Origin of the sequence: Sphingobacterium sp. UBA7249 (genome assembly GCF_002472835.1) — a bacterium.
Classification (GTDB): Bacteria; Bacteroidota; Bacteroidia; order Sphingobacteriales; family Sphingobacteriaceae; genus Sphingobacterium; species Sphingobacterium prati.
Map to the genome: position 1 here is coordinate 159,208 of NZ_DKST01000013.1, position 25,226 is coordinate 184,433.

A 25,226-nucleotide genomic window follows, 5' to 3' on the forward strand; every position below is an offset into this window, starting at 1 on the left:
ATCCTCATTCAAGTTAATTTAATTTTCAGGGTATATCCCAAGGCGCTGCCATGCAATTTTTTCGGCAGGCTGAGATGCAGTCCTTCTTTATCCTGACGAAAATTGACTTTGCCTGCCCCTAAGATCTCGACAGATCGGATCTTAGCTTTATTTCGGTTTAAACTACGTACCCTTACTTTTCCATCACGAGGCGCTACCATCGCAAATGCATATACAACACCCTTTTTTTGGGTAAACCAAAAGTCGGACGCTGTGAAAGCAGCTTTAAATCCTTCCCTTTCCCGCTGTTCGGTATCTGTAATCTGTATTGTTGTAGGTCCTTCACGCTGTATTACCCAAGTTGTGCTGTTGAATACAGCTTCCTTATTGGTTTGAAGCCAGTCTCCCAATATACTAAGATTTTGCTTAACCTGCTCAGCGATCTCCCCCTTTGCATCAGGTCCAATATTAAGCATGTAATTTCCTCCTTTACTGCAGATCTCCAAGAGCCAATACCGCAGCTCATCAATCGACTTCCAATCTTGATCATAGGATTTATAGCCCCAGGAATGGTTGAATGTACCGATGGCTTCCCAGGGACTGCTGAACGCTTTGTTATCCACTGGAATACGATTATCACCCGGAATGGCATAATCTCCCATACCATTGCCAATTCGTTCGGAGACGATGACCTTTGGATTGATGTCATAGACCGTTTTGTAAAAACGAAAACTCTGTTCCTCGGTCATCAATCCAGGCATGTCAAACCAGATATATTTTAATTTTTTGAAACGTTGTAAGATTTCCTGAACCTGTGGAATAGCCTTTTCATTCAAGTAGGAAGCAAAGGAATTGGCACTGGGGTCCCAAAGGTTTGCCCCAAAAGCATCAGTTTTTTTGTCTAGCATGTCATGCTGTGCTTTCGTTACAGCATACTGTGCGTCACTACCGTCTTTCCAATCAATATTATGGGAATAGTATAGGCCAAAGTCGATCTCATGTCGTATACATGCATCATACAGTTCCTGAATCACATCTCTTTTGAACGGCGTGGCCTGCACAACGTTAAAGGTACTGATCCGGGAGTCATACATGGCAAAACCATCGTGGTGCTTACTCGTGACCACCAAATATTTCATTCCTGCATTTTTTGCCATCTTCACAATTTCGTCGGCATCAAATGATACCGGATTAAATTGCTTCGCTAGATCCGCGTAAGTGGACCGTGGAATTTTGGCCACCAACTGGATCCACTCGGCCACACTCGGACTTCCCAAGGTTTCTATTTTTTGCCCCTCCCAAACGCCTCCCGGAATTGCATAGAGTCCCCAATGGATAAACATGCCGAATTTTTGATGTCGAAAATCGGCTAGGGCTGCGGCCTTCTGTACATTCATCGCTTTCCATTCCTGCATCATCCGCTGTTTTGATTCATCAACATGTTTGTGCCAGCGCATCATTGCTTCCAGGTAATAATAATCTGCATATACCAACGGCACATCGATCTCCCCTTTATGCGGGATGCTGCCAACACTGTGTTTTAAAATGAAAAAACCATTTTCTCCGACCTTGCTGGAATACTTCGCAGAGCCTAGCGACTGCAGGATCGTTTCGGCCAGCGCTAAGTAAGTATGCTGCTGTTGTGGCTGTACATAATCCACCAGTTCAAGCAGTGCCGAAGCTGTTATTGCAGCTGCAGAGGCATCACGCGGTATGGTCTGAAAATCAGCTTTTCGATAATCCCAGCGCGGCACAAAGCCAGGCTGATTGACATCAAAATCCCAAAAGGGTACTTTATCGGCAGGTAGTCGCGGATGGTTGCGATAAAAATCTGCCATCTTTACTGCGGCCTCCAAATATTTTTGGTCTTTCGTTTCGCGGTACATCACCGTAAAACCATACAGTCCCCATGCCTGACCTCGTGCCCAAGCAGAATTGTCCGAAAAACCCTGCGCTGTTTCCCGGCTCAATACTCGGCCGTTGTCCGGATCATAGTTGACTACATGATACGAACTAAAATCCGGACGATACTGATTTTTCAGGGTAGTCTCGGCATGTCTGATCGCCACATTACGATAGATTGGATCGCCAGAAAGTTTCGAAGCCAGAAAAAGCAGCTCCAGATTCATCATATTGTCAATAATGACCGGAAACTCATAGGTATGTTTACCGTCCCAGGAAGGAAATACGTCCCATGATTTAATAGCACCTACCTTGGGATTGAACCGTGTCAGCAAGGATTTAGCACTCTGGATTAAAATCGCTTTGAACGTTGTATCACCAGTAAGCCGATAGGCATTGCCATAACTGCAATTCATGACAAAACCAATATCGTGGTGATTGGTATTGAATTGATTTTGACGTAATGAATTCGTCCATTTTAATGCTGCGTTCCGCCAATTATCGTCACCGGTATAGTCAAAAACATACCAGAGACAGCCCGGCCAAAAACCGCCGGTCCAATCCCGAATATCCGTAAAAGTTGGTTTCCCATTGCGATCTGCCGATCGCGGATATTTACTCAGGTCATTATGACCTTGATACAGTAATGCATACTGTCGTTCGGCTAAATCAAATCCTTTTTTTACGATATCACTTGTATCCGCACGCAGAAGAAATGGAGAAAAAAAGCTCAAAAAATAAATAACGTATAGGCTATATCTAAAAACAATCATATTAGGTTCAGTTTATATCGAACGGAGAAAAGCCTAGATAGCGCTTTCCCCGGTCTTATTTTACAAAAAACTAGTCGATCCAGCCCGGATTTTGCACCAGGTTCACGTTCATCTGTATTTCTGAGGTCGGAATAGGCCATACGTTCAAGAAGTCGCCTTTATAGCTATAATTTCCGACATTTGTCCCCCAGACCTGCTTACGTCCATTGCCTGTCTGAAATACGGTCGTTTTCCATGTTCCCCAGCGCAATTCATCGAAATAATTGATTCCTTCATTCGGAAACTCGACACGACGTTCATTGCGAATACGCAGGCGTAAGTCATCCTTCCCCCCAACAGCCGTTGCAACATTTGAATTTAACAGCGCGACGCCAGCTCGTTGCCGTACTTCGTTGACTTTTGCAATGGCCTCATTCAATTGCCCATCTTCATTTAACGCCTCAGCCCACATCAATAAGACATCAGCATAACGGAAAACCGGGAAATCGATAGGGCCATAATTGCGATCGACAATCTCATTGACTCCTTCCGCAACAAATTTTCGGTAGAAATAAAAGAAATTGATCTGTGTATCACTCTGAATATCGCCATCTGCCTGTGCCTGTCCACGAAATGGCCAGCGCATAAATTGAAGACTTTCCACATTGGTAAAATTATAGGCGCCCCTAAACGTCGAATAAGGCGTCACGACATTGGCCTGCAAACGAGGATCACGGTTTTCATAGGCTTTTTTGATACGCTCTTCATTACCTTGCGGCAGATATAGGCTCATCTTTGCTCCTCTCAATGCCGCAGCCGCTTTCTCGGCCTCCGTGAGGTTGTTGCGTAGAAAAAAGACCTCCCTTTCATTTTCAGTTAAACTATTGTATCCGGGAATGATTTTATCCCAATCAAATTTAGAACCGTCATTATTTTCATAGAGATCGACCAAATGTGGTGAAGGCATGTAATAATTCCAGCCCCGCGAATAGACTGAAGGCCAACCGCAAAACAATTGCATATTATTTCCATAGCCTGACTCACTCCGATGCTGAATGGAAAAAATCATCTCAGGACATTGCTCATTGGCTTCCTTAAACAAAGCTTTATAATCAGCGAAGAGTGTATGTCCAGCATCTTTTACTTTTTGAAAATCAGCTGCAGCCTTTGCCCAATCTTTTCGATAGAGATACACTTTACCCCGTAAGGCATAAGCAGCCGCCTTTGTTGCATGTCCATAATTCGCATTGCCCGCGGGATAACGATCCGGAAAATTAGTTTCCGCAATACAATCGTTCAAGTCAGCCAATATTTGATTCCAGACCTCATCTTCCGAACTACGTCCTTTGATAGCCTCGACCGCCGTAAAAGGTTCAAGGTAAATAGGTACTCCTTTGTAGAGTTGATTGAGTCGAAAGTAAAAGTAAGCACGTAGAAATTTAGCTTCGGCTATATATTTAGCTTTCTTTTCTGCTGTTGAAGGCGATTTTATGGGAATATTCTTCAAGGCGTCATTTGCCCGCTGAATACCTTCGTATTGGATCTTCCAGACATTCATAAATAAGGGATCTCCAGCAGTGATGGTCCCTGTCAATAAGGGCTCATCAAAACGTGCTTGCCCAGTATAGGAGAAACGGTCAAATTGATAGAGCTCATAAGGCGAAATCAGTCCGCTATGCCCCATTAAGAGTCGAAAGGAACTATAGATTCCCGCAACGCCCAAATCTGTTAAATTATCGGTTGTCCACATCGTTGCCGTGGAGACCGATGAATACGGAGAGGTATCCAAAAGATCTTTTTTACACCCCACTATACTTGTTAGCAATACAATCGCCAGAATTTTTTTCATCTTTTTCATTGTTCTCATTCGGATTAAAAGGTAAGATTTAGACCCAGTGAATATTGGCGCATCGTTGGATAGTTTACAACAGAAGAGTTGATCAACGAGGGGTCGTTGCTTGCCGGCCCAATTTCCGGATCCAGTCCCGGGAACTTTGTCCATGTCAGCAAGTTTTCGCCAGCTAGATAAATCCGGAGTTTAGCGATCGAGAAACGGCTTGCTAAGCTTTCAGGAAGGGTGTAGCCTAACTGAAGGTTTCTCAGCTTCACAAAAGAAGCATTATACAAGTAATAATCGCTGGTACGTCCGTTCTGTGCATCAGTCACACCTTTTAAGCGTGGATAATAACCATCGATCCGATTGTTGGGATCCGCGGGATTCGCAAGATTATAATAATAATGGTCGTTAGCGACCAATGCCGGTACCGATTTACCCTGCGCGACGATGGATGAATTGAGATAAAGTTCATTCCAATAATACGACATGCCTGAAGAAGCGGACCAGATCATAGACGCATCAAATCCTTTATAGGCCATGTTGATAGTAAGACCATAATTGAATGCCGGTGTTGCTCTTTTGCCCATAAACTTTTGGTCATACACATTTCCATAAATTCCATCCCCGTTCATATCCGAATAAATCAGGTCACCATACCAGATCTTGGTAGGGTCTATGCCATCGGCAGGCTGAAACAAATAGCCTGCTGCGACCATGGCCTTTAACCAGGCCATATCCTGCTCGGTGCGGATCATACCATCGCGCGGCCCGCCATTTTTATCAACGGAACCATCCGTTAGAAAATGGTTTCCTGATCCACGGTACACATTATACAAATAGAATTCATTGATTTCGTGCCCTTCCAGAATCCGCTGGTTTACCCCGTTGGAAACCATACCGATATTTGACTGATAAACCCGATTACCTGCGGCATCAGTGACATAGCCCTCCGACAATGCCCCTTTATATTTTTCTACCTGATTGGTATTATAGGCGAAGTTGGCTGATATTCCATATTTAAAATCGCTGATTTTATCTTGATACCCCAAAGTCAATTCAATCCCCCGTTTGCTGACCTCGGCAATATTCATCGTTGCTGCTGTAGCCGTCCCTGTTGTCGCAGGAATAGTCGGGACGTATAAAATTCCATCCGTGTAAGCGCGATAGGCATCAAACTCGACTGTCAATTTATTTTTCAATGCTGTCGCTGTAAAGCCAACATTTGTCGTGGTGGTCGTTTCCCAGTGCAGCAGGTCATTTCCTAATTTAGTCTGCGCCAAACCACGGACAGCCTGATTATTGAATGAGTAATTTACAGTACCATATGACGGAAGATGATCGTAATTACCCGGAGATGCATTATTTCCGGTTTTCCCCCATGAAGCTCTTAGCCGCAAATCATTCAGAAAGGATTTGAGCGGACTCATAAAAGATTCCTCCGAAATACGCCACCCCGCGGAGAAGGCCGGGAAGAAGCCCCAACGTTTGGCGGTTCCGAATCGCGATGACCCATCGTACCGTACCACCGCTTCAGCGAGGTATTTATTGTCGTATGCATAATTGGCACGGCCAAAAAAGGACCGCAAACCGTAATCAAGCTCATCGCCTGTAATGGAACTCATTGTTGTCGCCGAATTAAATGTCGTCAAGTCGGGATGCACAAGTCCCAGTTTGGCCGCACCAATATTATATTGGTTAAAATACTGTTCATTATACCCCAAGATCCCCCCCACATCGTGTTTACCAAATGATCCTGAATAACGCAATACATTATCAATGATGACGTTGTAGCTCTTAGTCATGCCATATTGCGTTGTTATTTGTCCTGACGATAGCGCCGCTGTACTCAATTTGTTGGTTGCAAAATTCCATTTTTCATAAGGAACCTGATGGGAATTGGTTTCGGTGTACGTATGGTTATAATTTACCTTTGATTCAAACTCCAGCCCTTTCATTAGATTTAATTTCGCAAATATTGTGGTATTGAATCGATTGACCTGGTTCTTTCCACCCATCCCATTTAGAAAAGCCAAGGCATTGTTTGCGGTCGCAGATTCTTCGGCAGCAGCCGGGAAACCATAGACACCATTGTAGTAAGGATACACCCCGGGCACAGTTTGGGTCAGGTAGGAATATGCAGTAACCACATCGGCCACACTCAAATTCTGCATATCGCCAAAGGTCTGGGTACCCACAGTTAAAAACTTGGCGACTTTGGACTGTAAGTTTATACGCATACGTATCTTGTCTGCCCCAGTTTCGGGCATCGTCCCCGGGTTGTTGAAATAACCTACTGAAAAGAGGTATTGCGTATTCTCGCTTCCACCGTTTAAGGAAAGGTTGTGGTTTTGTAAAAGTTTACGTTGTCCAAAAAGCACATCGCCCCACTTGGTATTTGGATAAGCAACTTCATTGGGAATACCAAATTCGGTTAACCCCGTCGGATTTCTCTTCGCTTCTTCCCAGAGATTGATCGTGGCATCCGTATAAACAGCAGCCTGTCCCAAATTCTTGAAGCCTTCATTGACAAGGCGCATATGCTGCGCATAATCGGTGATAAATTCGGGTACATTATTTGGCCGTAGCATCGAAACCATACCCGTATAGGACACATTATTTTTCCCTTTGCCCCCTTTTTTTGTCGTAATTAAAATAACGCCATTCGAACCCAAGGATCCATAAATTGCTGCCGTCGCCGCGTCTTTTAAAATCGAAATCGATTCCACATCGTTGGGATTGACAGCATCCATGGATCCCACAATACCATCGATCACCACCAAGGGTGAGGTATTGTTTAATGTTCCCTTTCCACGAATAAGGATATTAGCGCCGTCTGCCCCCGGTTTTCCGGTTGTGGTCTGTACATTCACGCCGGCCGCGAGTCCAGCCAAGGAAGACGTAAGCGTAGACGTTGAACGGTTTTCCACTGAACTTCCGTTCACTGTGGATACAGCGCCAATCACATTTGCGCGCTTTTGGCTTCCGTATCCCACAACAACCACCTCATCCAGGCCACTTACCTCCTCCTGAAGTACGATCGTTAATTCGTCATTTCCAGCGGCGACACTTTTTTCCAAGCGTTGGTAGCCAACATTCGAAAATATCAAGGTGCCATTCGCGGCAGGCAACTGAATCGTGAATCTTCCCTCTTGGTCCGTGACCGTGGAGACATTGGTTCCTTTCACCATAATGGTTGTTCCTATAACAGCCTGTCCCTTGCCATTGACGACTTTACCGCCAATGTTCCGCTGTAGGACTTCCTTTCGGTCGGGATTTAGCGGATTTCTTTTGGGTTTTATCACGATTACCTCGTCTTTTTTGACCCACTCCAGATTCAGTGGCGTTACAATGGCGTTTAACGCATCTTCCAATTTGGCATGTTGTATATTGACAGACAAACGAGTCTGGGCCAAGGACTTGCCATTTAAGAAAAAATTGACGCCACTCTGTTTTTGGATATCGCGCATCACCTGGTTTAAGGTCACATGCTTAGCGGTTAAGTTTATGGTCTGCGCATTTCCTTCTGCAAACAGTTGCATGGTGGTCAGCAAGGAAATGAGTACGATCAATTTCATAATCAGTATACTTCGTAAAGTTAAACTCCACGGGTGTAGCCTAACAAATGGATAAAAAATCATATGTTTGTACGGTTTGTATTTATTTATAAATGGTTATCAAAAATTTGCCCTCGGGCAATACTTGTAAGTATATGCATCCAATCCAAGGCAGTGCCCCCCAGCACTGCCCTTTTTTGTCTTGCCTATACCCTTCTCCAGCTTAGGTAGAATCCATGATCATTTCTTTTTTCATCATTATTTAAGGTTATTATTGTAATGGTATCACAAATAAGATGTTCTTTTCCTGGCTTTTGCTCAGCTCAAAATGCAGTCCACCTTCTTCCAATACTTCGAGTACTTCCCGGAGTGGCTTGCTCCGTTTTATACGACCATAGAAATGCGTTTGCGGCACTTCGGTTTTGTATCTTACTTCGACATTATACCAGCGACCGATCTGCTGCAATGCGTCCGGCAGCGGTGTTTCGTCAAAATAAAACAGGCCATCTTTCCAAGCAGTGAAGGGTGCTGTATCCACATTTGCAACTCGTATATTCCCGCTATTGGTATTGGTCGATTGCTGGCCCGGTTTCAAGTATATCGGCAGCGTGGCATGATTATCGTTTGATAACTTAACCTTCCCTGTGATTAAGGTCGTCTTGATCGTCGTATTTTCAGGATAAGCATTTACATTAAACGCAGTCCCAAGCACCTCAATTTCCTGTCCTTTACTCAGCACTTTGAAAGGTCGTGAATTATCCTTGGTCACCTCAAAAAAAGCTTCGCCCAGCAGGATAACTTTTCGTTCATTTTTGGCAAAGCTCATCGGGTATTTTAAAGAAGAGGCCGCATTGAGCCACACTTTTGTACCGTCAGGTAAAGTAATCTGGTACATCCCGCCCAGCGGTGTGGTTAACTCCAACATAACCTTGCTCGGATCTACTGTCATCCCCTGTTTACCTAATGTGGCGGCAGCAATAGATTTCCCATTTTCGTAAGTAATACTTTCGCCCATAACAATCCCAGATGCATGTTTATCGAGCTCCAGAAGTGTACCGTCCGCCAAACGAAGTGTTGCACGGTTTCCGCCAGGCTGTACGATATCCTTCCTTGTATCCTGTATCCCAGCCAGGTTGCTATCCACCTGAACAGGACTCCTCTGCTGCCGCTGGAATACCATTGAAAAAACAAAGAGCAGTAGACAAGCCGCAGCAGTCCAGTAGGGCCATCGTATAGAAAATATGGTTTTCTTTTGCATCGGCACCATACTTTCTGCACCCATATCCGTTATCTCATCGCTATTTTCGGTCCCCCGCTGAATTTGCTCTTTGATGTTTTCAAGCATTATTTTCTGCCTGGATTGGCTCATTTTCTCTACAGAAGAAGGCTGAAGTAAATTAGCGACTATGGCTTGGTCGATGGCATCCTGATCATGGATATCAGCAGTAGAAAGCGCATGCTGTAGCCATTCGATCTCCTCAAGCGAACAGTTCCCTTCTTTATATTTTTGAAGTAATTGGTCTATTTTAGATTTATTGGTCTCCACGCTTTGTGTATTTTTAAAGTAAATACACATTACGGGGAATAAAGGTCTGCTCTAAAAAAAATTTTTTTTACTGCGCAGAATGGAGAAGCAGAATCAGTAACAAGGCTGAGAAGCCATTATCCTGCAGCGCACCACTTCGGATAAACTTATTTGCCTTGACAATATGGTCACGAACAGTAGCAATAGAAATACCCATTTCTTCCGCAATCTCCTGATAGCTTTTACCTTCCAGCTTAGATAGCCTGAATATTTTTTGGCGTTGTTTGGGCAATCTGCTCAACAAGTCTTCTACCAAGGCCATGGCCTCCTTTGAATCCAGCACTTTATCAATGGTATTCTCGGATTCCGATGCCCCATAGGCGAGCTGGATCTCAGATTCCATCTCCAATTTCAGCCGTCGTTTGAAATTAAAAGTAATATTACGCGAACAGGTAAACAGAAATGCTGCGAAAGATTGCTCAGGATCTATCTTTGACCTATTTTCCCAAATACGTAGAAAAACATCCTGAAGTAAATCTTCAGCGCTAGTTTCATCTTTTAGAAACTTAAGAATATTGGCGTAAATAATCTGGCTATAGCGATGATACAAAATATCAAAGGCCTGCATATCTCCATGATGGAGTTGGCACAAGAGTTCCTTCTCAAGCAGATTTTGATCGATGTCCATAATTGATTATTCTAGGCATGAAGTTAATTACTTCGCTGCAATAATTCAAATCAAATTTCTGAATCCCAGTAAACTTGTGGTATTTTTTTCTTAATTTGCAGCAGCTAATCCCCCCATAGCTGCGTAATCAATCCATAAACGTATCGATTTTAAAACCATGCAAAATTTCATCTATTTATTTCCTGGCCTCTATGCCCGAACTGCCCAATTTTTAAAAATAGGATTGACTTTGTTCCTAGCGGGCCTGTTTATCTCACCTTCACATGGGCATGCCCAATCCTTAATGCATCCAATTACCCAGATCAATGATGTCAAATCCCAAATCAGCAAAAAGTCCGAACCGGTGTATACTGCATACAAGCAGTTGATTATGCTGGCCGACTCCCTTTTATTGACCGACCATCATGCTGTCGAAGATTTTAGCGTACCTGGTTTCTACAGCGATAAAGAAGGCCAGCGTGCCATGGCAAAAAAACTCCATGCGGATGCTTTTGCGGCCTATTGTACCGCCTTAGCCTATACAATAAACGGTGAGCAGAAATATGCATCCAAGGCCCTATATTTCATCAACTCCTGGGCCACAATCAATAAAAAATATTCTGATTTTGACGGACCCGTTGTACTTTCTTATGCTGGTGCCGGATTAATGATCGCGGCTGAATTACTTAAAAACGATCCTCTTTGGACGAAGAACGACCATGATCATTTCAAAACCTGGACTGTCAAGGTCTATCAAAAAGCGACACATTTCTTGCGCGAAAGACCAAATAATATTGCGGATTGGGCAAGATTTGCTAATCTACTTTCGGCAAATTTTCTTGATGACAAAAAAGAGCTTTCTTTTACAGTAGCCTTAATCAAGGCTGATCTTTTTGAAAAGATCGCAGCGGATGGCCATCTTATTGAAGAAGTAAAACGGGGTGAGAAAGGTTTATGGTATACGTACTTTTCTTTGGCTCCATTGACAGCCTCCATGTGGTGCATATACAATGCCACCGGAGAAAACTTGTTTGCAGCCAAGAAGGATGGAAAATCGATCAAGCAGGCCATAGACTACTTATATTATTACAATCAACACCCGAGAGAATGGCCTTGGTTTAAGAACCCTGATGTTGACATTCCGGACAGGACAGCAGGAGTCTGGCCTTCCAATCTATTTGAAGCCATGAAGGATATTTATCATACATCTCAATTTGATTCGTACCTCTCGATTTATCGTCCAATGGTCTACAAAAAAAATCATTTTGCGTGGACCTTCCCGACACTAATGCCGGCACACTTGCATTCGGACAATACGACCAAGTAACGCATGGAATAAAGCGATCCCTGTCATGACAAAGGATCGCTTTAATTGCACAAAACCAGCGCTTATTTTTTAAACTCAGCAATGCTTAACTCTTGAAATTCCAGCTTTTTATCCCCGACGATACGAATCTTGGTTATTGGCTTATTCGGAAAAAATAAGCTGGTCATTACCGTCAGTCCTCCATCTGCAAAAAGCTCCACAGAGCTCACATCAACATACAAGCTGAAAGACAATGTTCCATTATTCAGCAGGCGTTGCGCCAAAGCGGTTTTAGCGAATTCCGCATTGAAAGACACTTCGCCGGACTTAGAACGATCGATGTAATATGCATTTTGGTCTTCACGATAACCAATGACCAATTCATCACCAGATTCATTCGATAAGATCACTTTAAATGCCTGCTGTTCCAACTTCTTGAGGTCCAAACGGTACGCTTGTGGGAGCTGTTCCTCGAATGAGACTTCCTTCGCTCCGCCGCCATGGTATTTTTTTAAAGGCCGAAATGCAGTTTCAATTTCTTTGGGCGCAGTACTCGTGACGTAGAAAGACTGTCCAACTTTTTCCAAGGATAAAACACGGGGTATAGTTGATGAGGAACGCCACCCTGTCGTAGGTACCACATTAGCATATTCCCAATTGCTCATCCAACCAATCATTAGATGTCTATCGCCTAGATTACTCCAGGTTACGCCAGCATAGTTATCCGGTCCCCAGTCTAACCATTTAACTGCAGTATCATCAGCTTTAAATTGCTTTCCATCAAAATCACCGACAAAATATTGCGTTACCGAGCCACCATTTGGTCCTCCCGGATTTATGCTCACCAATAGAGCCCATTTCGTCTCGCCTTTGTATTTCATTGGGATAAGGTCAGGACATTCCCAGACTCCGCCATGTGCACCCACCTCCTTACCAAATTCGCTTTCCTTATTCCATTCCTTTAAGTTTTTAGATGAATAGAAAGTAATGCAATCCTTGGTTGCTAAAGTCATGATCCAACGTTGACTATGCGCATGCCACATCACCTTTGGATCTCTGAAATCCCATATTCCCGGATTAGGCAGCACTGGATTCCCCTTATACTTTGTCCAGGTAGCACCCTCATCCAGACTATACGCCAAACTTTGGTTTTCATGTAATCCTGTTTTCCGATCCTCTTCCTGATGATTATGATGGGTAAAAATAGCGACCATCGCACCTTTTCCAAAACCGGCTGTATTATCCTGATCAATTACAGCACTTCCCGAGAAAATAGTTCCTAAACTGTCCGGATATAAGGCAATCTTTTTTTCATCCCAATGAAGCAGATCTTTGCTTGTCGCATGCCCCCAATGCATAGGTCCCCAGACTGGTTTCTCGGGGTTATGCTGAAAAAAGAGGTGATAATTTCCGTTGATATATACCATGCCATTCGGATCGTTCATCCAGCCCTGCTTGGGCGTAAAATGGTAGATCGGACGGTATTTTTCCTCAGGATCTTTTATTTCTTTCGAACCAACTTGCGCGAATGCTGTACTTGCTATACCTGCAAGAAGCAGCATAGTTCCATATTTCTTTATTTTATTCATAGCTTATTTAGTTTATATCATTTTAGGTTATTTATGTCTGTCTATAAAATAACGATAATTCTTATGATTTCTCGACTTTCATCGTATTGACTTCAATAGTACCCTGATCAGCATAAATCGTCCATGGATTCTGGTCCATTTTATAAATACGATTGGTAAAAGCGACATTCTTATTAACATAGACCACACAGATAGATTTTTCGATGACAATTTTTACATCAAAACGTTTATCGGCAGGTATGATCAACGGCGTAAAGTTAAGTTCTGTTTTTCCAGCTGTTCCCCCCAGACTGACTTCCCGATTCATAAAGAGCGAAGGCATGCCCCAGCGATTTGCAGAAGTTAGGTCGAAGGCAATACTATACAACTCAGAAGGCTTGTCACAAGCACCAAAAGTGAAACCAAAGTGGTCAGATTGTGAAGCATCTATCGTCATTGATATTTTAACAGCGGTTTTGTTCCGGTTGAATTGTGCATAGCTCCTCCCATTGGACTGCGCTGTTATACGATATGTTTTATTATTTTCCGAAACATTTCCAACGGCATTCAGTTTTTCAAACAGCAGTTCCTTATTAAACTTATTGTCCACAGCAGCGGGAATAACCGGATATAACCTCCCTGTCGGCCCCTGCAGCAGCCTGTGTGTAATTAAACTTCCAGACCAGGGCAGTTCATTATTGCTGTTGATGGTCTGCCCTGTAGAGCACCAGCCCGATAGGTAGCGTGCTGTTCCATCACTGGCTGTCTTGCCAGCATACAGGTATAAGCCGTCAAAAGTTTCATGATGGCCGTTTTCATCTCTACATATTTTCCAGGGGCCATCGGGTGAATCAGCAATGCGGTAAAAAGTCTTGCGATGTGCGTCCCGGTTGATCCGGGAGAATGTTAAATACCATTTGTCACCCATTTTAAATAGATCTGGACACTCCAATATTTCTGCATCCGTTTCAATCTGATACATCCCTACAGCTTGTGCATCTGTCGCTACGACGGGTGTTATACTAGACCAATTGTTCAGATCTACAGATATATATCGTGCAATAGCACCTTTACCATCCTTACGCGTCGTCACCAACATCACATAACTGCCGCGAGTTTCGTCCCAATAGACATGAGGATCCCGAAAATTGTTTTGGTCATAACCCGGAGCGGACTGTATCGTCCAGGCGGACTGCTTTGTCCAGTTCAGTAAATCTGTCGAAGTCGCGATCATCACTTTTTCGGCCGGATTCAGGTTGCCATTATGCCCCGTATAAAAACAAAAATAGGTCTGATCCTTTTTAATAAAGCTGCCTGTGCCTATCCATTCATCCTGACTTCCCATAACCCCAGCAGGCAATACTTCTGTAAAACCATCAAATGTGGCGTAATCGCTGGTTTTGGTCACCTGAATCGGATGGCGATTGGCATTTTCGTAGAGATAAAACAAATAATAATTTTTATCATCGGCATTGTAATACGGCATGGGATCTCCGACAAATCCTTCTTGTGGCTTATAAAAAGTCTGAAACAGACCGGCTTCCTGTACCGAAGTACAGGAAGTAGACCGATCTACGGCTACTGGATCACTCGGCTTATCGAGAGGCAAGCTTTGATCAACACTTTTACAATTTGTCAGCAACGCCATCAAGCATAGCACCGGAATTAAATATAATTTTGTTCTCATTTAGGATCTCAATAAAACCATTAATTACATATTGTTCTGCCCATTCCTACAGTGTTTTAATATCCTGGGTTTTGTTTATAGAGGTACTTGCTCAATCTGATCTGTGCTTCGGGAATAGGCAAATACTCATTCTTATCTGCCGTAAAATGAGCTACAGCATAATAAGAACGCCGCGATTTCTCCGTTTCATAATACGCATTCATCGTTTGATCCGCAGTTCCCCAGCGTACCAGATCGAAGAATCGGCCATTTTCCATCGCCAATTCCAAACGACGTTCCCAACGTAAAGCCTTCCGTGCATTTTCCTCATTCCATATGATATTGTCACCATTTTTATACGTTTCGATCAACATTTTATCTGTAGCATACCCCGTCATTGTGGCACTATTTTTTGCACGCAGACGTACTTGGTTGATCAGGGGTAAAGCTTCGGCCGAACGATGCGATTCTATTAGTGCTTCGGCACGCATCAGCAAGACATCGGCCACACGCAGCACAATACGGTTTTTCGTATTCGCAAAAAAGGGAGCCATTGGTACAAAACAATCACAATCAGGATCAACGTTCTCTTTTAACGAAGCATAGACCGAATAGTCCGCCGGATTACGATTCCAGCTCTCTTGATAGGTGCGTTTGGTATTGTATTTATAAGGCAGTCCCGGAATCGCTACGGTGTGAAATAACCTTGGGTCATATTTTTCCGAAGCGTTGAACGTATTTAACGTATTGTAGATATCAAGAGGTACACCCTTTCCTGTCGTGCGAAATGCATTCACCAAGCTCTGACTAGGTTTATTAAAATCGCAGCAGCCCACACCCATTGGCACAGAGAGCACATCCGAGAAATTCACACGGCCAAACTTAGTTCCATCATCTTTTGAAAATTGAACTGAAAAAATTGCTTCTGTACCGTTCTCATATTTCCCGGGCAAAAAGTTGAAAGCGAAGTCCGCTTCAAGTGCATGATTTGAGGCAAGTACAATGTCTGTATTTTCCAACACTTTATTCAGATCGTCCGAGTTAATTCCTGTTACGGCATGTCGCTCGGCATTGTCCTGACGATAAGCTTTATACAGGTATGTTTTCGCAAGATACGCAGCAGCAGCAATTCGGTTGGCACGACCAATTTCCGTTTGCGCGGTCGGCAAATGATCTACCGCGTACTGAAAGTCGTCGACAATTTTTTGCCAAAGTGCATCGTTGCTCAACGCTCGATTTGATACCGTTTCATAATTATCTATCGGCACATTTTCATCGATATAGGGCACATACTTAAAGAGCGTTTTAAGCATAAAATAGAAGTGCCCACGCAGGAATCTTGCTTCGGCCAATTTCTCCTCCTTTCCTTCAAAACCATTCATTTCCTGAATCGTTTTGATCGTCGTATTGGCACGTGAAATGGCTACATACAGCTGAAACCATAGTTTATCCAACTCCGCAAAATTGGTCGTAATATTGCTGGATACCTCCAAAAAATGGAACGTTTGTATATCCTGCGGCCCCGAACCACCTTTGTACGCATCATCAGACCTTACTGTACCATAAGGCCAGAGGCTAAAAGGTACATCATAATGGTCATTGCCCAAAGCAGCATACGTAGCCGTCAGTAATCTTTCAGGTTCCTTTACCTGGTCGGAGCTGAGTACAGCATTCGGGGTCTGCTCCAGAAACTTAGTACATCCGGACAGTAGACCGGTTGACAGCATCATTATTATCGCTAGTTTATTGGTTATTTTTTTCATTGGAATTCTATTTATTAACATGCTCCATATGGATGGATTATTCTTTTGGTTATTTTGTCCATTATTTAAGGATTCCCGGTTTCTTTTTGCTAAAAGCCAATATTTACTCCCGCGGTCCATGTCGTAGGGATAGGATAGCCCCAGCCTACATTCTCCGGATCTACACCTGTAAAATTCTTCGATTTGACAGTAAACAGATTCTGTCCAGTAAGGTAGACGCGTAATCGGCTCATCCGCAAACGAGAAGCGGTTGCGGTGGGTAACGTGTATCCAATGGACAGGTTTCGAAGTTTCATATAGGATCCATTTTCAATAAAATAATTAGACAGTCGGCCTTCATCATTATTGTTTGTCGTCTGCAATGCTGGAATTGTCGAAGTTGGATTCTGCGGTGTCCAAGCATTGAGCAGGCGCACACCCTTGTTGGAGTTTACATCATCTACACTCCAAAAATCAGTCTGTTTTTTTAGCCAATTTTCAACATCTATCCCCTGCACCCCCTGAAAATAGGCTGAAAGGTCGAAGCCCTTATATTTCAGTGCGATATTCAAACTATAGGAAAAATCAGGGTGTGGGTTTCCAATCCAGGTACGGTCCATGTCTGTAATTTGCTGATCTGCATCGTATACATTTACGTAGCGCAATCGCCCGATCCCTTTCCCCGTTTGGTTGACATGATTGTCAACATCCATCTGATTTTGAAAGATCCCATCGGTTACATAACCATAAAACGAACCCAACGGCCTACCAATAATATTATCCCCCTGGCGTCCACCGTAGGAGTTTTCCACGGCTACAGGCAAGTGCGTTACCTTGTTTTTATACGACGATAAGACAGCGGTCACATCATACTCCAAACCAAAAGCGGTCTTATTGCGGTATCCCAAAGTAAAATCCAGGCCTTTGTTTTCCATCGAAGCCCCATTGGCCCAGCGATACCCCCCCTCACCTACAACACCAATATAGGCGGGATTAATCAGCATATCTTTTGTTGCTTTGACATACCAGTCAACCGACCCGTAAAGACTTTGGCCAAACAGCGTGAAGTCCAAACCGATATTGGTCTGCGTCGTAGTTTCCCACTTTAGGTCGTTGTTTTCTGTCTGAATTTTCCGGTATCCCGAAGGTAAGATTCCAGTTCCCGAACCCGAAAGATCATAAGCCGTACCGTCGATGATATTCCATGTTGGGTCACCGACTCCATACTCAGGCACAAAAAGTGCATAAGTCGCTAGATTACCAATCCCTTGATTACCAGTCTGCCCCCAGCCCACACGTAATTTAAGATCAGAAATATAATCTTTGGTATTCGCCATAAAACGTTCGGATGAAATCCGCCAGCCTGCTGTTACAGCCGGAAAGGTTGCAAAGCGGTTATTTTTGCCAAAACGGGAAGAGCCGTCATGTCTCACTGTAAAGGAAGCCAAATAACGGTCATCAAAAGAATAGTTTGCTTTTCCAAAATATGACAGGAGTGAAAAGCCTGTCGAGGTACCACTGACGGCAGCAATTCCAGTGCTTACGCCAGGCCACATATACTCAGGTGTTTCGATAGAAAAAGCCCCATCACCACCGGTATAAGCGTTAAAATTAATATCATTCTGACGATTCATTTCAACACCAGCCAATAGGTCTATCGTATGATTAGCAATCTCTTTTCGGTAGGTTGCCGTATTCGACCAAGTCCATTTCATTCCATGTGACTGTTCCATATTGACAGCACTTCTATCGCTGTTCATAAAACCCGAACGGTAGGAAACTTGCAGGTTACGTTTATAATAATTACCATAATCTATCCCATAGCTTGTCCGGAGATGCAAGTCTTTAATAAGCTGCAAATCGGCATAGACATTCCCAAATAACCGCCAATAGTTGTATTTATTATTTCTGTTGTCATGCAGCAGGCGTACCGGATTATGGCGATCGTTCATTCCCAGCGCTGGACCGCCCCAACCAATGCCATCAACAGTATGTACCGGTATGATAGGCAATGCTTTCAGGGATAGATCAAGCACATCTCCGGGTACCTGTACTTCGCCTGTATTGTTCACCGTAAAATTCTCCCCGACAACCAGCTTACCATCAAAAAGTTTGTAATCGGCATTCATCCGAGCTGATATGCGCTGGAAATCCGTATAACGAAGAGTTCCGTTATTACGCAGATAACCCAAGGAGAAGTATGAACTCGACCTATCCGTTGCCGAACTCAAAGTGGCATTATAGGATTGGAGCAGACCTGGTTTGGAAACTTCATCGAACCAATCCGTATCTGCGGCATACATGGTATGCTCGCGGTCGATATATTGTGGTATAACGACCTTGTTTAGCTGTGGCAGACCATTGGCGTCATTGTTCCACTCAAACTGATAACCAATATTATTGCTGTTCGGATTACCACCGCTATTAATCGTAGCCTGCCATAGCGCCTGTCCATACTGCTGGGCATTCAGCACCTTCATGCGGTTGTTAAAATGTGTGCTGGTTGCATAGGCATCAACCGTAAGTTTTGGTGCGCCGGGTTTTCCTCTTTTGGTTGTAATCACAATAACGCCATTTGCTGCGCGTGATCCATAGATACTTGCTGATGAGGCATCTTTCAGGACTTGAATGCTCTCGATGTCGTTAGCATTAAGCTCATGCATTCCACCCTGTGTAGGTACGCCATCGATGACATAGAGCGGATCTTGACTACTGTTGATCGAACTGATACCGCGCATCCGTACCGTGGCAGCTCCGCTGGGACTACCGTCAGAGGTTACCGTCATACCTGCTACGCGTCCCTGAAGTGCTTTCATTGGATTGTTTTCAGGCGCTTTCATCATTTCTGTCACATTGACGACGCTTACCGCCCCAGTCAGGTCCTTCTTGCGCTCGGTCTGGTAGCCTGTAACAACCACTTCATCAAGTCCCTTTTCGGTGCTGATCAATCGGATATCCAGAAATTTCCGATCACCCAATAGCATAGTCTGAGGTTCATAGCCTACATAGGTTATTTCCAAAGTACCTTTGTTACCCGATACCTGCAACACAAATTCCCCTTTTTCATTCGATTTGGTTGCCTGAGTGGTTCCCTTGACCACTAATGACGCTCCAGCGATGGGAGCTGCTGTTCCGCTGTCCGAAATCCGCCCCCGAATTTCTGTCTGCTGCGCGAAAGCAGCTACCGAAAAGAGCGCCAAAGACGGGAGCAACATAACTTGCTGTCTTGTAAACATAATTGGTTATTATAAGTAGATTATTAATTAGATTATTTGTCTTGCTGTTGGTTATTTTATTTTTTTCGTGTCATAAACAGCTATTGTTTCAGCTTAGGTCACTATCGCGAAAGATTGGATTCAGCCAATGGAAGCGGTTGATATCTTCAGGACTATAAGCGGGGCATGCACCGCTGCTCTGCGTCACAAAACCACTGAGCGTAGCCGCAAATTCCAGTACTTCCTCAAGTTGAACACCATTCTGCATCTGAAACCTCTTGGCCAGGAAAGCTGCCAAAAATGAATCCCCGCTTCCAATCGTATCCTCTACCTGAACCTTCAATGCCGGAAAATGATAACTTATATTGTCTCTTTTAAAATGATACACTGCTCCGTCTGCACCATACGTTACTATAGCTTCCTGAATTGCAAAACGTTCCATGATTAGATCTACACGCTGCTGATCAGTAGAGGTAGCTGTAGCACCATTCCAGTCCGAAATAATGTGCAGTTCTTCGGCATTCATTTTCACAAAATCAGCATATTTTAAAAGGCTATGTATTTTTTCAGGACCGAAATATGGAGCGCGCAAATTGACATCCATCACGCGGAAACGTGCTTTTTCCAGTAACAACAACAAGCTTTGAAAACTTACCTCATCCCGACAGGCTAAACTACCGTATACCAAAAAATCTACGGCTGCAACCTCTTCCAGCACAACAGTATCCACCGCAATTCTATCCCAAGCAACAGGGTAAACGATCTCGTATTGTACATTGCGTTCCGCATCAATCGTAACCTCGACCGTTGAGGTGGGTAAACTGTCGTCAAACTGAAAAAATGTTGTCGGAATTCCCAGTTGCTCACACGCAGAAAGCAGTTCGCTTCCATTTTCATCACGCCCTATGCGTGTCAGCATACGCGTCACAACGCCCAATTTATTCAGGTGATACGCTACATTCAAAGGAGCGCCACCCAATTTTTTGCCAGTAGGTAGATTATCCCAAAGAACCTCTCCAAAACAAATACCTTGTATTGATTTATCTCCGTTTCTCATATTTACTCTTTTTTATACAGCGCTTTGGCTGAGTGCCAAAACAGTGTACCGAATTGATTATTTTAATTTCCCTTACAAATACCTATTTAATGCAGATTGATGGTCTGCCCCATATCTTCCAAAGACCGTCCTTTTGTCTCGGGCATAAATTTCACTACATAAATAAGCTGCAATACCATAAACAGGGCAAACATCAGAAAGGTGCCACCACCGCCAAGAATCTCCGTCAGTGCTGGAAAACAAAAAGTGATAATTGCTGCCATCACCCAATGCGTCAGGCTACCAAATGTCTGCCCTTTGGCCCTTACATCATTTGGAAAAATTTCGGAAATAAACACCCAGATCACTGCTCCCTGCGAGAAGGCGAAAAAAGCGATAAAACTCATCAGGTAAATGGTAATGGCGAATCCTGTTGTCTGTTCGGTGTAGAAAGCCTGCGAGACCAATGCTAGCGATACGATCAAACCCAGAGAACCCACAAGCATCAATTTTTTGCGTCCTACCTTATCAATAAAATTGATCGCCACCAAGGTGAAAATAAAATTGATAACACCGATACCGACTGTGGATAGCAGCGAACTCTGCGAGCCGAGGCCAGCCATCTCAAAGACACGCGGCGCATAATAAATAATCGCATTGATACCCGAAAGCTGGTTGAATAACGCAAAACAGAGGGCTAACAAAATCGGTTTGGCATTTTCACGTATAAATAATTTACCTTCGCCCGCCATCCTATCGTTAGATTCCTGGATTTTCTCGATTTCAAGCTCGTAACCTTCAGAATTTATTCTTTTCATGATCTTCGTTGCTTCGGACAAATTATTTTTATGTAATAACAGCCACCTCGGACTTTCGGGAATAAAGAAGATCAATATAAAAAACAAGAGCGACGGAAAGCATTGCACACCCAGCATCCAGCGCCAGGACTCTTCCCCCAATTGTCCGATAAAATAGTTGGATAAGTAGGCAATCAGAATTCCCAATACCACATTAAACTGAAAGAGGCCCACCAACTTGCCTCTTGAAGCCGCAGGGGAAATTTCGGAAATGTAAATTGGCGCCGTCACCGAAGACACACCGACCCCGATTCCCCCCAAAAAACGGAATAAAATAAATACAGTCCAGTCATTCGCCAATGCGCTCCCAATGGCGGAAATAAAATAAAGTGCCGCCACAGCAAATAATGTATTCTTCCGACCAAGCTTATCCGAAGGCAACGCCCCCAATGCAGCACCGACAACAGTACCTATTAAAGCGATAGCCATTGTAAGCCCATGCTGAAACTCGCTCAAATGCCAATGCTCCTGTACTGCCTTTTCGGCCCCAGAAATCACTGCTGTATCAAAGCCAAATAAGAATCCGCCCAACGCCACTACAAATGACCAGGCTAATACGGTGTTTTTGTTCATGTTTTCCCTATAATTGATTAACTCAAATTTAACTCAGGATTCATGCTAACTTAAATTTGGACACAGCAAAAACATGTATTTATGTAACATTTTTAAAAATACATTAAATACTTATATATCAATATTTTATAGTAAATTCATCTTTTCAAACTTTTAGTTTTTGGACATATCCTATAGAAAATGATACATATTTATCTCAATCTGTTTTAGTGTAATAAATACACGAACCATATACTGATTATCTAAAAAAAGTGAAATGATGTATATTCGGATTGTAAAGGGAAAAAAAATCATGGGGAGACACACCGTTTATGGCCTATTGATCCTATTCCTTTTTTTGGGTTGTCAATCAGTAAGCCAAAAAAAGAAGCGGGTCATCGCTTTTTCGCAATGCATTGGGAATGATGCCTGGAGACAGACTATGCTCGAGGAAATGAAACGCGAACTTTCTTTTAATCCCGACATTGAATTCCTATACCGGGATGCCCATGGCAACAATGCGCTGCAAATTGACCAGATACGCGAACTTGCCAAAGCAGATATCGACCTTTTGATCGTTTCACCCAATGAGGCCGAGCCGCTTACTCCCATTGTTGATTCCATATACCAGCTTCATATCCCTGTGATCGTAACCGACCGCAAAACCTCTTCGGGTCAATATAATGCATACGTAGGGGCAGACAACTTGGCTATTGGTAAACTTGCAGGTCAATATAGTCAAACTGTCCTTCAAGGCAAAGGCAAGGTCGGATTAGTGACCGGACTATCGGGGACATCGGCTTCCATCGAGCGTGAAAAGGGCTTTAAACAAAGTATTTTGGCAGCATCTGGCCTGCAAATAAACGGTATTATCCACGGGGGATGGGAAAAAAATACTGCCTATGCCGAAACGCGAAAGCACATCAGTCAGATGGCGCAAAGCGATGTCATTTTTACTTTCAATGACCAAATGGCCATGGGCGTAAAAAAAGCCCTGGACGAAGCGCAGTCCAAAAAAGATATTAAAATCATCGGTGTAGATGCGCTGCCCGGACCAGGCAATGGTTTGGAACAGATTATGCAAGGCCATATGTACGCTTCCATGCTGTACCCCACAGGCGGCACTGAAGCAATCCGAATAGCGCTAGCGATTATCAACAATCAGCCTTATAAACGCGAGAACATCCTTGCTACCTCCGTTATTGACAAAACAAATGCAGAACTACTCGCACTGCAATCCCATAAGATCCAACAGCAACAAATAGATATCGACAAAAGACAGGAATTTATTACCGAACAGAACCGTATTTATCAGAATCAAAAGTCTGTACTCAATGTCCTTGTTGTCAGTCTGGTGCTCGCAGTCGTTTTTGGCGGTGTTTCCGTCATTGTCATCAAAAGCAATTGGGAGAAAAACAAACATCTCGAAATCAAAAATGGCGAAATCTTGTCCCAGCAGCAACAAATCGTTGAGATGAACAGTCAGATTCAGCAGGCAGCGGAAATTAAAAACAATTTTTTTACCAACATCTCCCACGAGTTCAAAACTCCCCTCACCCTTATCCTGGCGCCAATAGAGGATCTCGAAACACGGAAGGATCTTGCCGACGATATCAAAGATCAGTTGTCACGTGTCAAACGAAGTGCGAAAAAATTGCAACGCCTGGTAAGCGATCTCATCGATATCCATCGCATCAGCAAAGCAAAGATCAAGCTTCAAGTTTCAGCAGTACAGATTGACCCTTTTATACAACAGGTAATCAACAGCTTCAAGCCGCTGCTCAAAAAAAGCAGAATATCCGTCAGCTACGTTAACAAAAGTATATTAAAAGAAGTATGGATTGACGAATACCTGATGGAACAGGTGCTATCCAACCTCCTTTCCAATGCCATAAAACATACTGCAGCCAGTGGAAGAATTGAAATTTCATTGGAAGAAAATAGCTTCAAAGATTACTTCTACTTACGCGTATTGGACAATGGTTTAGGAATTGCCCCTATTGATATAGAGCATATTTTTGATCCTTTCTATCAAGGAACAGGTAGCAGGAATGGCTCTGGGATTGGTCTTGCTTACGCCAAACAGATTGTCGAGCTACATCATGGCCAGATCACGGCCAGCAGCAAATTAGGCCATGGTTCGATCTTTACACTACGGATGCCCATAGGCAATGCCCATTACGAGCAAGAAGAGCTCCTAAAAGATGAATCTGGCATAAAACCCATATTCAAGCAGCAAGAATATCTGGAGCCTGAGATCAAGTCCCCCCAAAAGAATCTTTCCTTTCATTCTGATAAATCAAAAAGTATTCTGATTGTCGAAGATAACGATGAAATCAGGGACTACCTCAGATCTATCTTAGAAAGGGACTACAATTTATTATTGGCCAGAGATTCGCGTCAAGCCAATAATTTTATGAAAACGCATTTCCCGGATTTGGTACTCACCGATATTATGCTGCCTGACGGCAGTGGCCTAGATATCCTCAAAGATGTTAAAACCTTCTATCAGACCGCGCATATTCCAGTCATTCTGTTGAGTGCACTTGCCAACGAAGAGACTATCCTTGAGGGAAGCCTTTTAAAGGCAGATGACTATATCACCAAACCATTCAATGCAGCCCTCCTTAAGGTTCGGATTGCCAATATCCTACAATCGAGGCATCAGCTGAAAGAAAAATATAGCAGCACTGTGGAGCAATTTGATACTTCGCAGTCTGACAGCATTAACGACAACGACAGACGCTTTCTCAATAGTTTTTCGACGATTGTCGAATCAAAGCTATCCGATTCAAGGCTGAGCGTCGACGATATTGCCAGCGAACTCCACTTATCGCGCGTACAGCTCTATCGAAAGGTTAAACAGTTGCTCGACTGTAGCATCAGCGAATATATTGTCGAAAGGAGGCTCAAAAAAGCCAAAAGCCTGATGGCAGATGGCCTCCATATCAATGAGATCTTTAGCAGTGTCGGTTTTTCATCGGCTTCCTATTTTGCTTCAGCATTTAAAAAGAGATATGGACAATCGCCAAGCACTTTTAAAAAAGAGCTGGATAGAAAATAAGATT

13 protein-coding genes are annotated in these 25,226 nt (G+C 43.5%); 2 read left to right on the plus strand and 11 right to left on the minus strand.

The window, feature by feature from the left end:
* Positions 1 to 8: 8 nt before the first annotated feature.
* The 5 genes from B4A24_RS09730 to B4A24_RS09750 all read right to left on the minus strand — a co-directional run bounded on the left by B4A24_RS09730 (position 9) and on the right by B4A24_RS09750 (position 10,237).
* A complete protein-coding gene (locus B4A24_RS09730) occupies positions 9 to 2,654 on the minus strand; it encodes an alpha-L-fucosidase (protein WP_293944580.1) in 2,646 nt (881 codons plus the stop codon).
* Between the two features lie 70 nt (positions 2,655 to 2,724).
* Positions 2,725 to 4,491, minus strand: a complete 1,767-nt coding sequence (locus B4A24_RS09735; protein WP_293944582.1) for a RagB/SusD family nutrient uptake outer membrane protein — start codon at positions 4,489 to 4,491, stop codon at positions 2,725 to 2,727.
* 14 nt (positions 4,492 to 4,505) lie between these two features.
* Positions 4,506 to 8,045 carry a SusC/RagA family TonB-linked outer membrane protein gene (locus tag B4A24_RS09740; RefSeq protein ID WP_288808436.1) on the minus strand — a complete coding sequence of 1,180 codons (3,540 nt, stop codon included), beginning with the start codon at positions 8,043 to 8,045 and terminating at the stop codon, positions 4,506 to 4,508.
* Between the two features lie 250 nt (positions 8,046 to 8,295).
* The gene (locus tag B4A24_RS09745) at positions 8,296 to 9,570 is read right to left on the minus strand and encodes a FecR family protein (RefSeq protein WP_288808435.1); all 1,275 of its coding nucleotides are present in this window, start codon (positions 9,568 to 9,570) and stop codon (positions 8,296 to 8,298) included.
* Between the two features lie 67 nt (positions 9,571 to 9,637).
* A complete protein-coding gene (locus B4A24_RS09750) occupies positions 9,638 to 10,237 on the minus strand; it encodes an RNA polymerase sigma-70 factor (RefSeq protein WP_172395533.1) in 600 nt (199 codons plus the stop codon).
* A gap of 157 nt (positions 10,238 to 10,394) precedes the next feature.
* Here B4A24_RS09750 and B4A24_RS09755 point away from each other — a divergent pair, with 157 nt between their 5' ends.
* Complete coding sequence (locus tag B4A24_RS09755; RefSeq protein ID WP_172395532.1) at positions 10,395 to 11,543, plus strand: alginate lyase family protein; 1,149 nt, start codon at positions 10,395 to 10,397, stop codon at positions 11,541 to 11,543.
* A 62-nt stretch (positions 11,544 to 11,605) separates the two neighbouring features.
* On the opposite strand, the gene B4A24_RS09760 is transcribed toward B4A24_RS09755, so the two are convergent.
* From B4A24_RS09760 to B4A24_RS09785, 6 genes are all read right to left on the minus strand, one after another.
* Positions 11,606 to 13,111: a glycoside hydrolase family 32 protein gene (locus B4A24_RS09760; RefSeq protein WP_216660827.1), complete on the minus strand. Its 1,506-nt coding sequence runs from the start codon at positions 13,109 to 13,111 to the stop codon at positions 11,606 to 11,608.
* A gap of 61 nt (positions 13,112 to 13,172) precedes the next feature.
* Positions 13,173 to 14,777: a glycoside hydrolase family 32 protein gene (locus B4A24_RS09765; protein ID WP_293944585.1), complete on the minus strand. Its 1,605-nt coding sequence runs from the start codon at positions 14,775 to 14,777 to the stop codon at positions 13,173 to 13,175.
* Between the two features lie 56 nt (positions 14,778 to 14,833).
* Positions 14,834 to 16,519: a RagB/SusD family nutrient uptake outer membrane protein gene (locus B4A24_RS09770; RefSeq protein WP_293944587.1), complete on the minus strand. Its 1,686-nt coding sequence runs from the start codon at positions 16,517 to 16,519 to the stop codon at positions 14,834 to 14,836.
* An 89-nt stretch (positions 16,520 to 16,608) separates the two neighbouring features.
* Positions 16,609 to 19,734, minus strand: coding sequence for a SusC/RagA family TonB-linked outer membrane protein (locus B4A24_RS09775; RefSeq protein ID WP_293944589.1), 3,126 nt, complete (start codon positions 19,732 to 19,734; stop codon positions 16,609 to 16,611).
* 88 nt (positions 19,735 to 19,822) lie between these two features.
* Positions 19,823 to 20,770, minus strand: coding sequence for a carbohydrate kinase family protein (locus B4A24_RS09780; RefSeq protein WP_172395528.1), 948 nt, complete (start codon positions 20,768 to 20,770; stop codon positions 19,823 to 19,825).
* An 86-nt stretch (positions 20,771 to 20,856) separates the two neighbouring features.
* Positions 20,857 to 22,179: a sugar porter family MFS transporter gene (locus tag B4A24_RS09785; RefSeq protein WP_172395527.1), complete on the minus strand. Its 1,323-nt coding sequence runs from the start codon at positions 22,177 to 22,179 to the stop codon at positions 20,857 to 20,859.
* Positions 22,180 to 22,435: 256 nt separating this feature from the next.
* On the opposite strand from B4A24_RS09785, the gene B4A24_RS09790 reads away from it, so the two are divergent.
* Positions 22,436 to 25,222 carry a substrate-binding domain-containing protein gene (locus B4A24_RS09790; protein WP_293944590.1) on the plus strand — a complete coding sequence of 929 codons (2,787 nt, stop codon included), beginning with the start codon at positions 22,436 to 22,438 and terminating at the stop codon, positions 25,220 to 25,222.
* Positions 25,223 to 25,226: the final 4 nt, after the last annotated feature.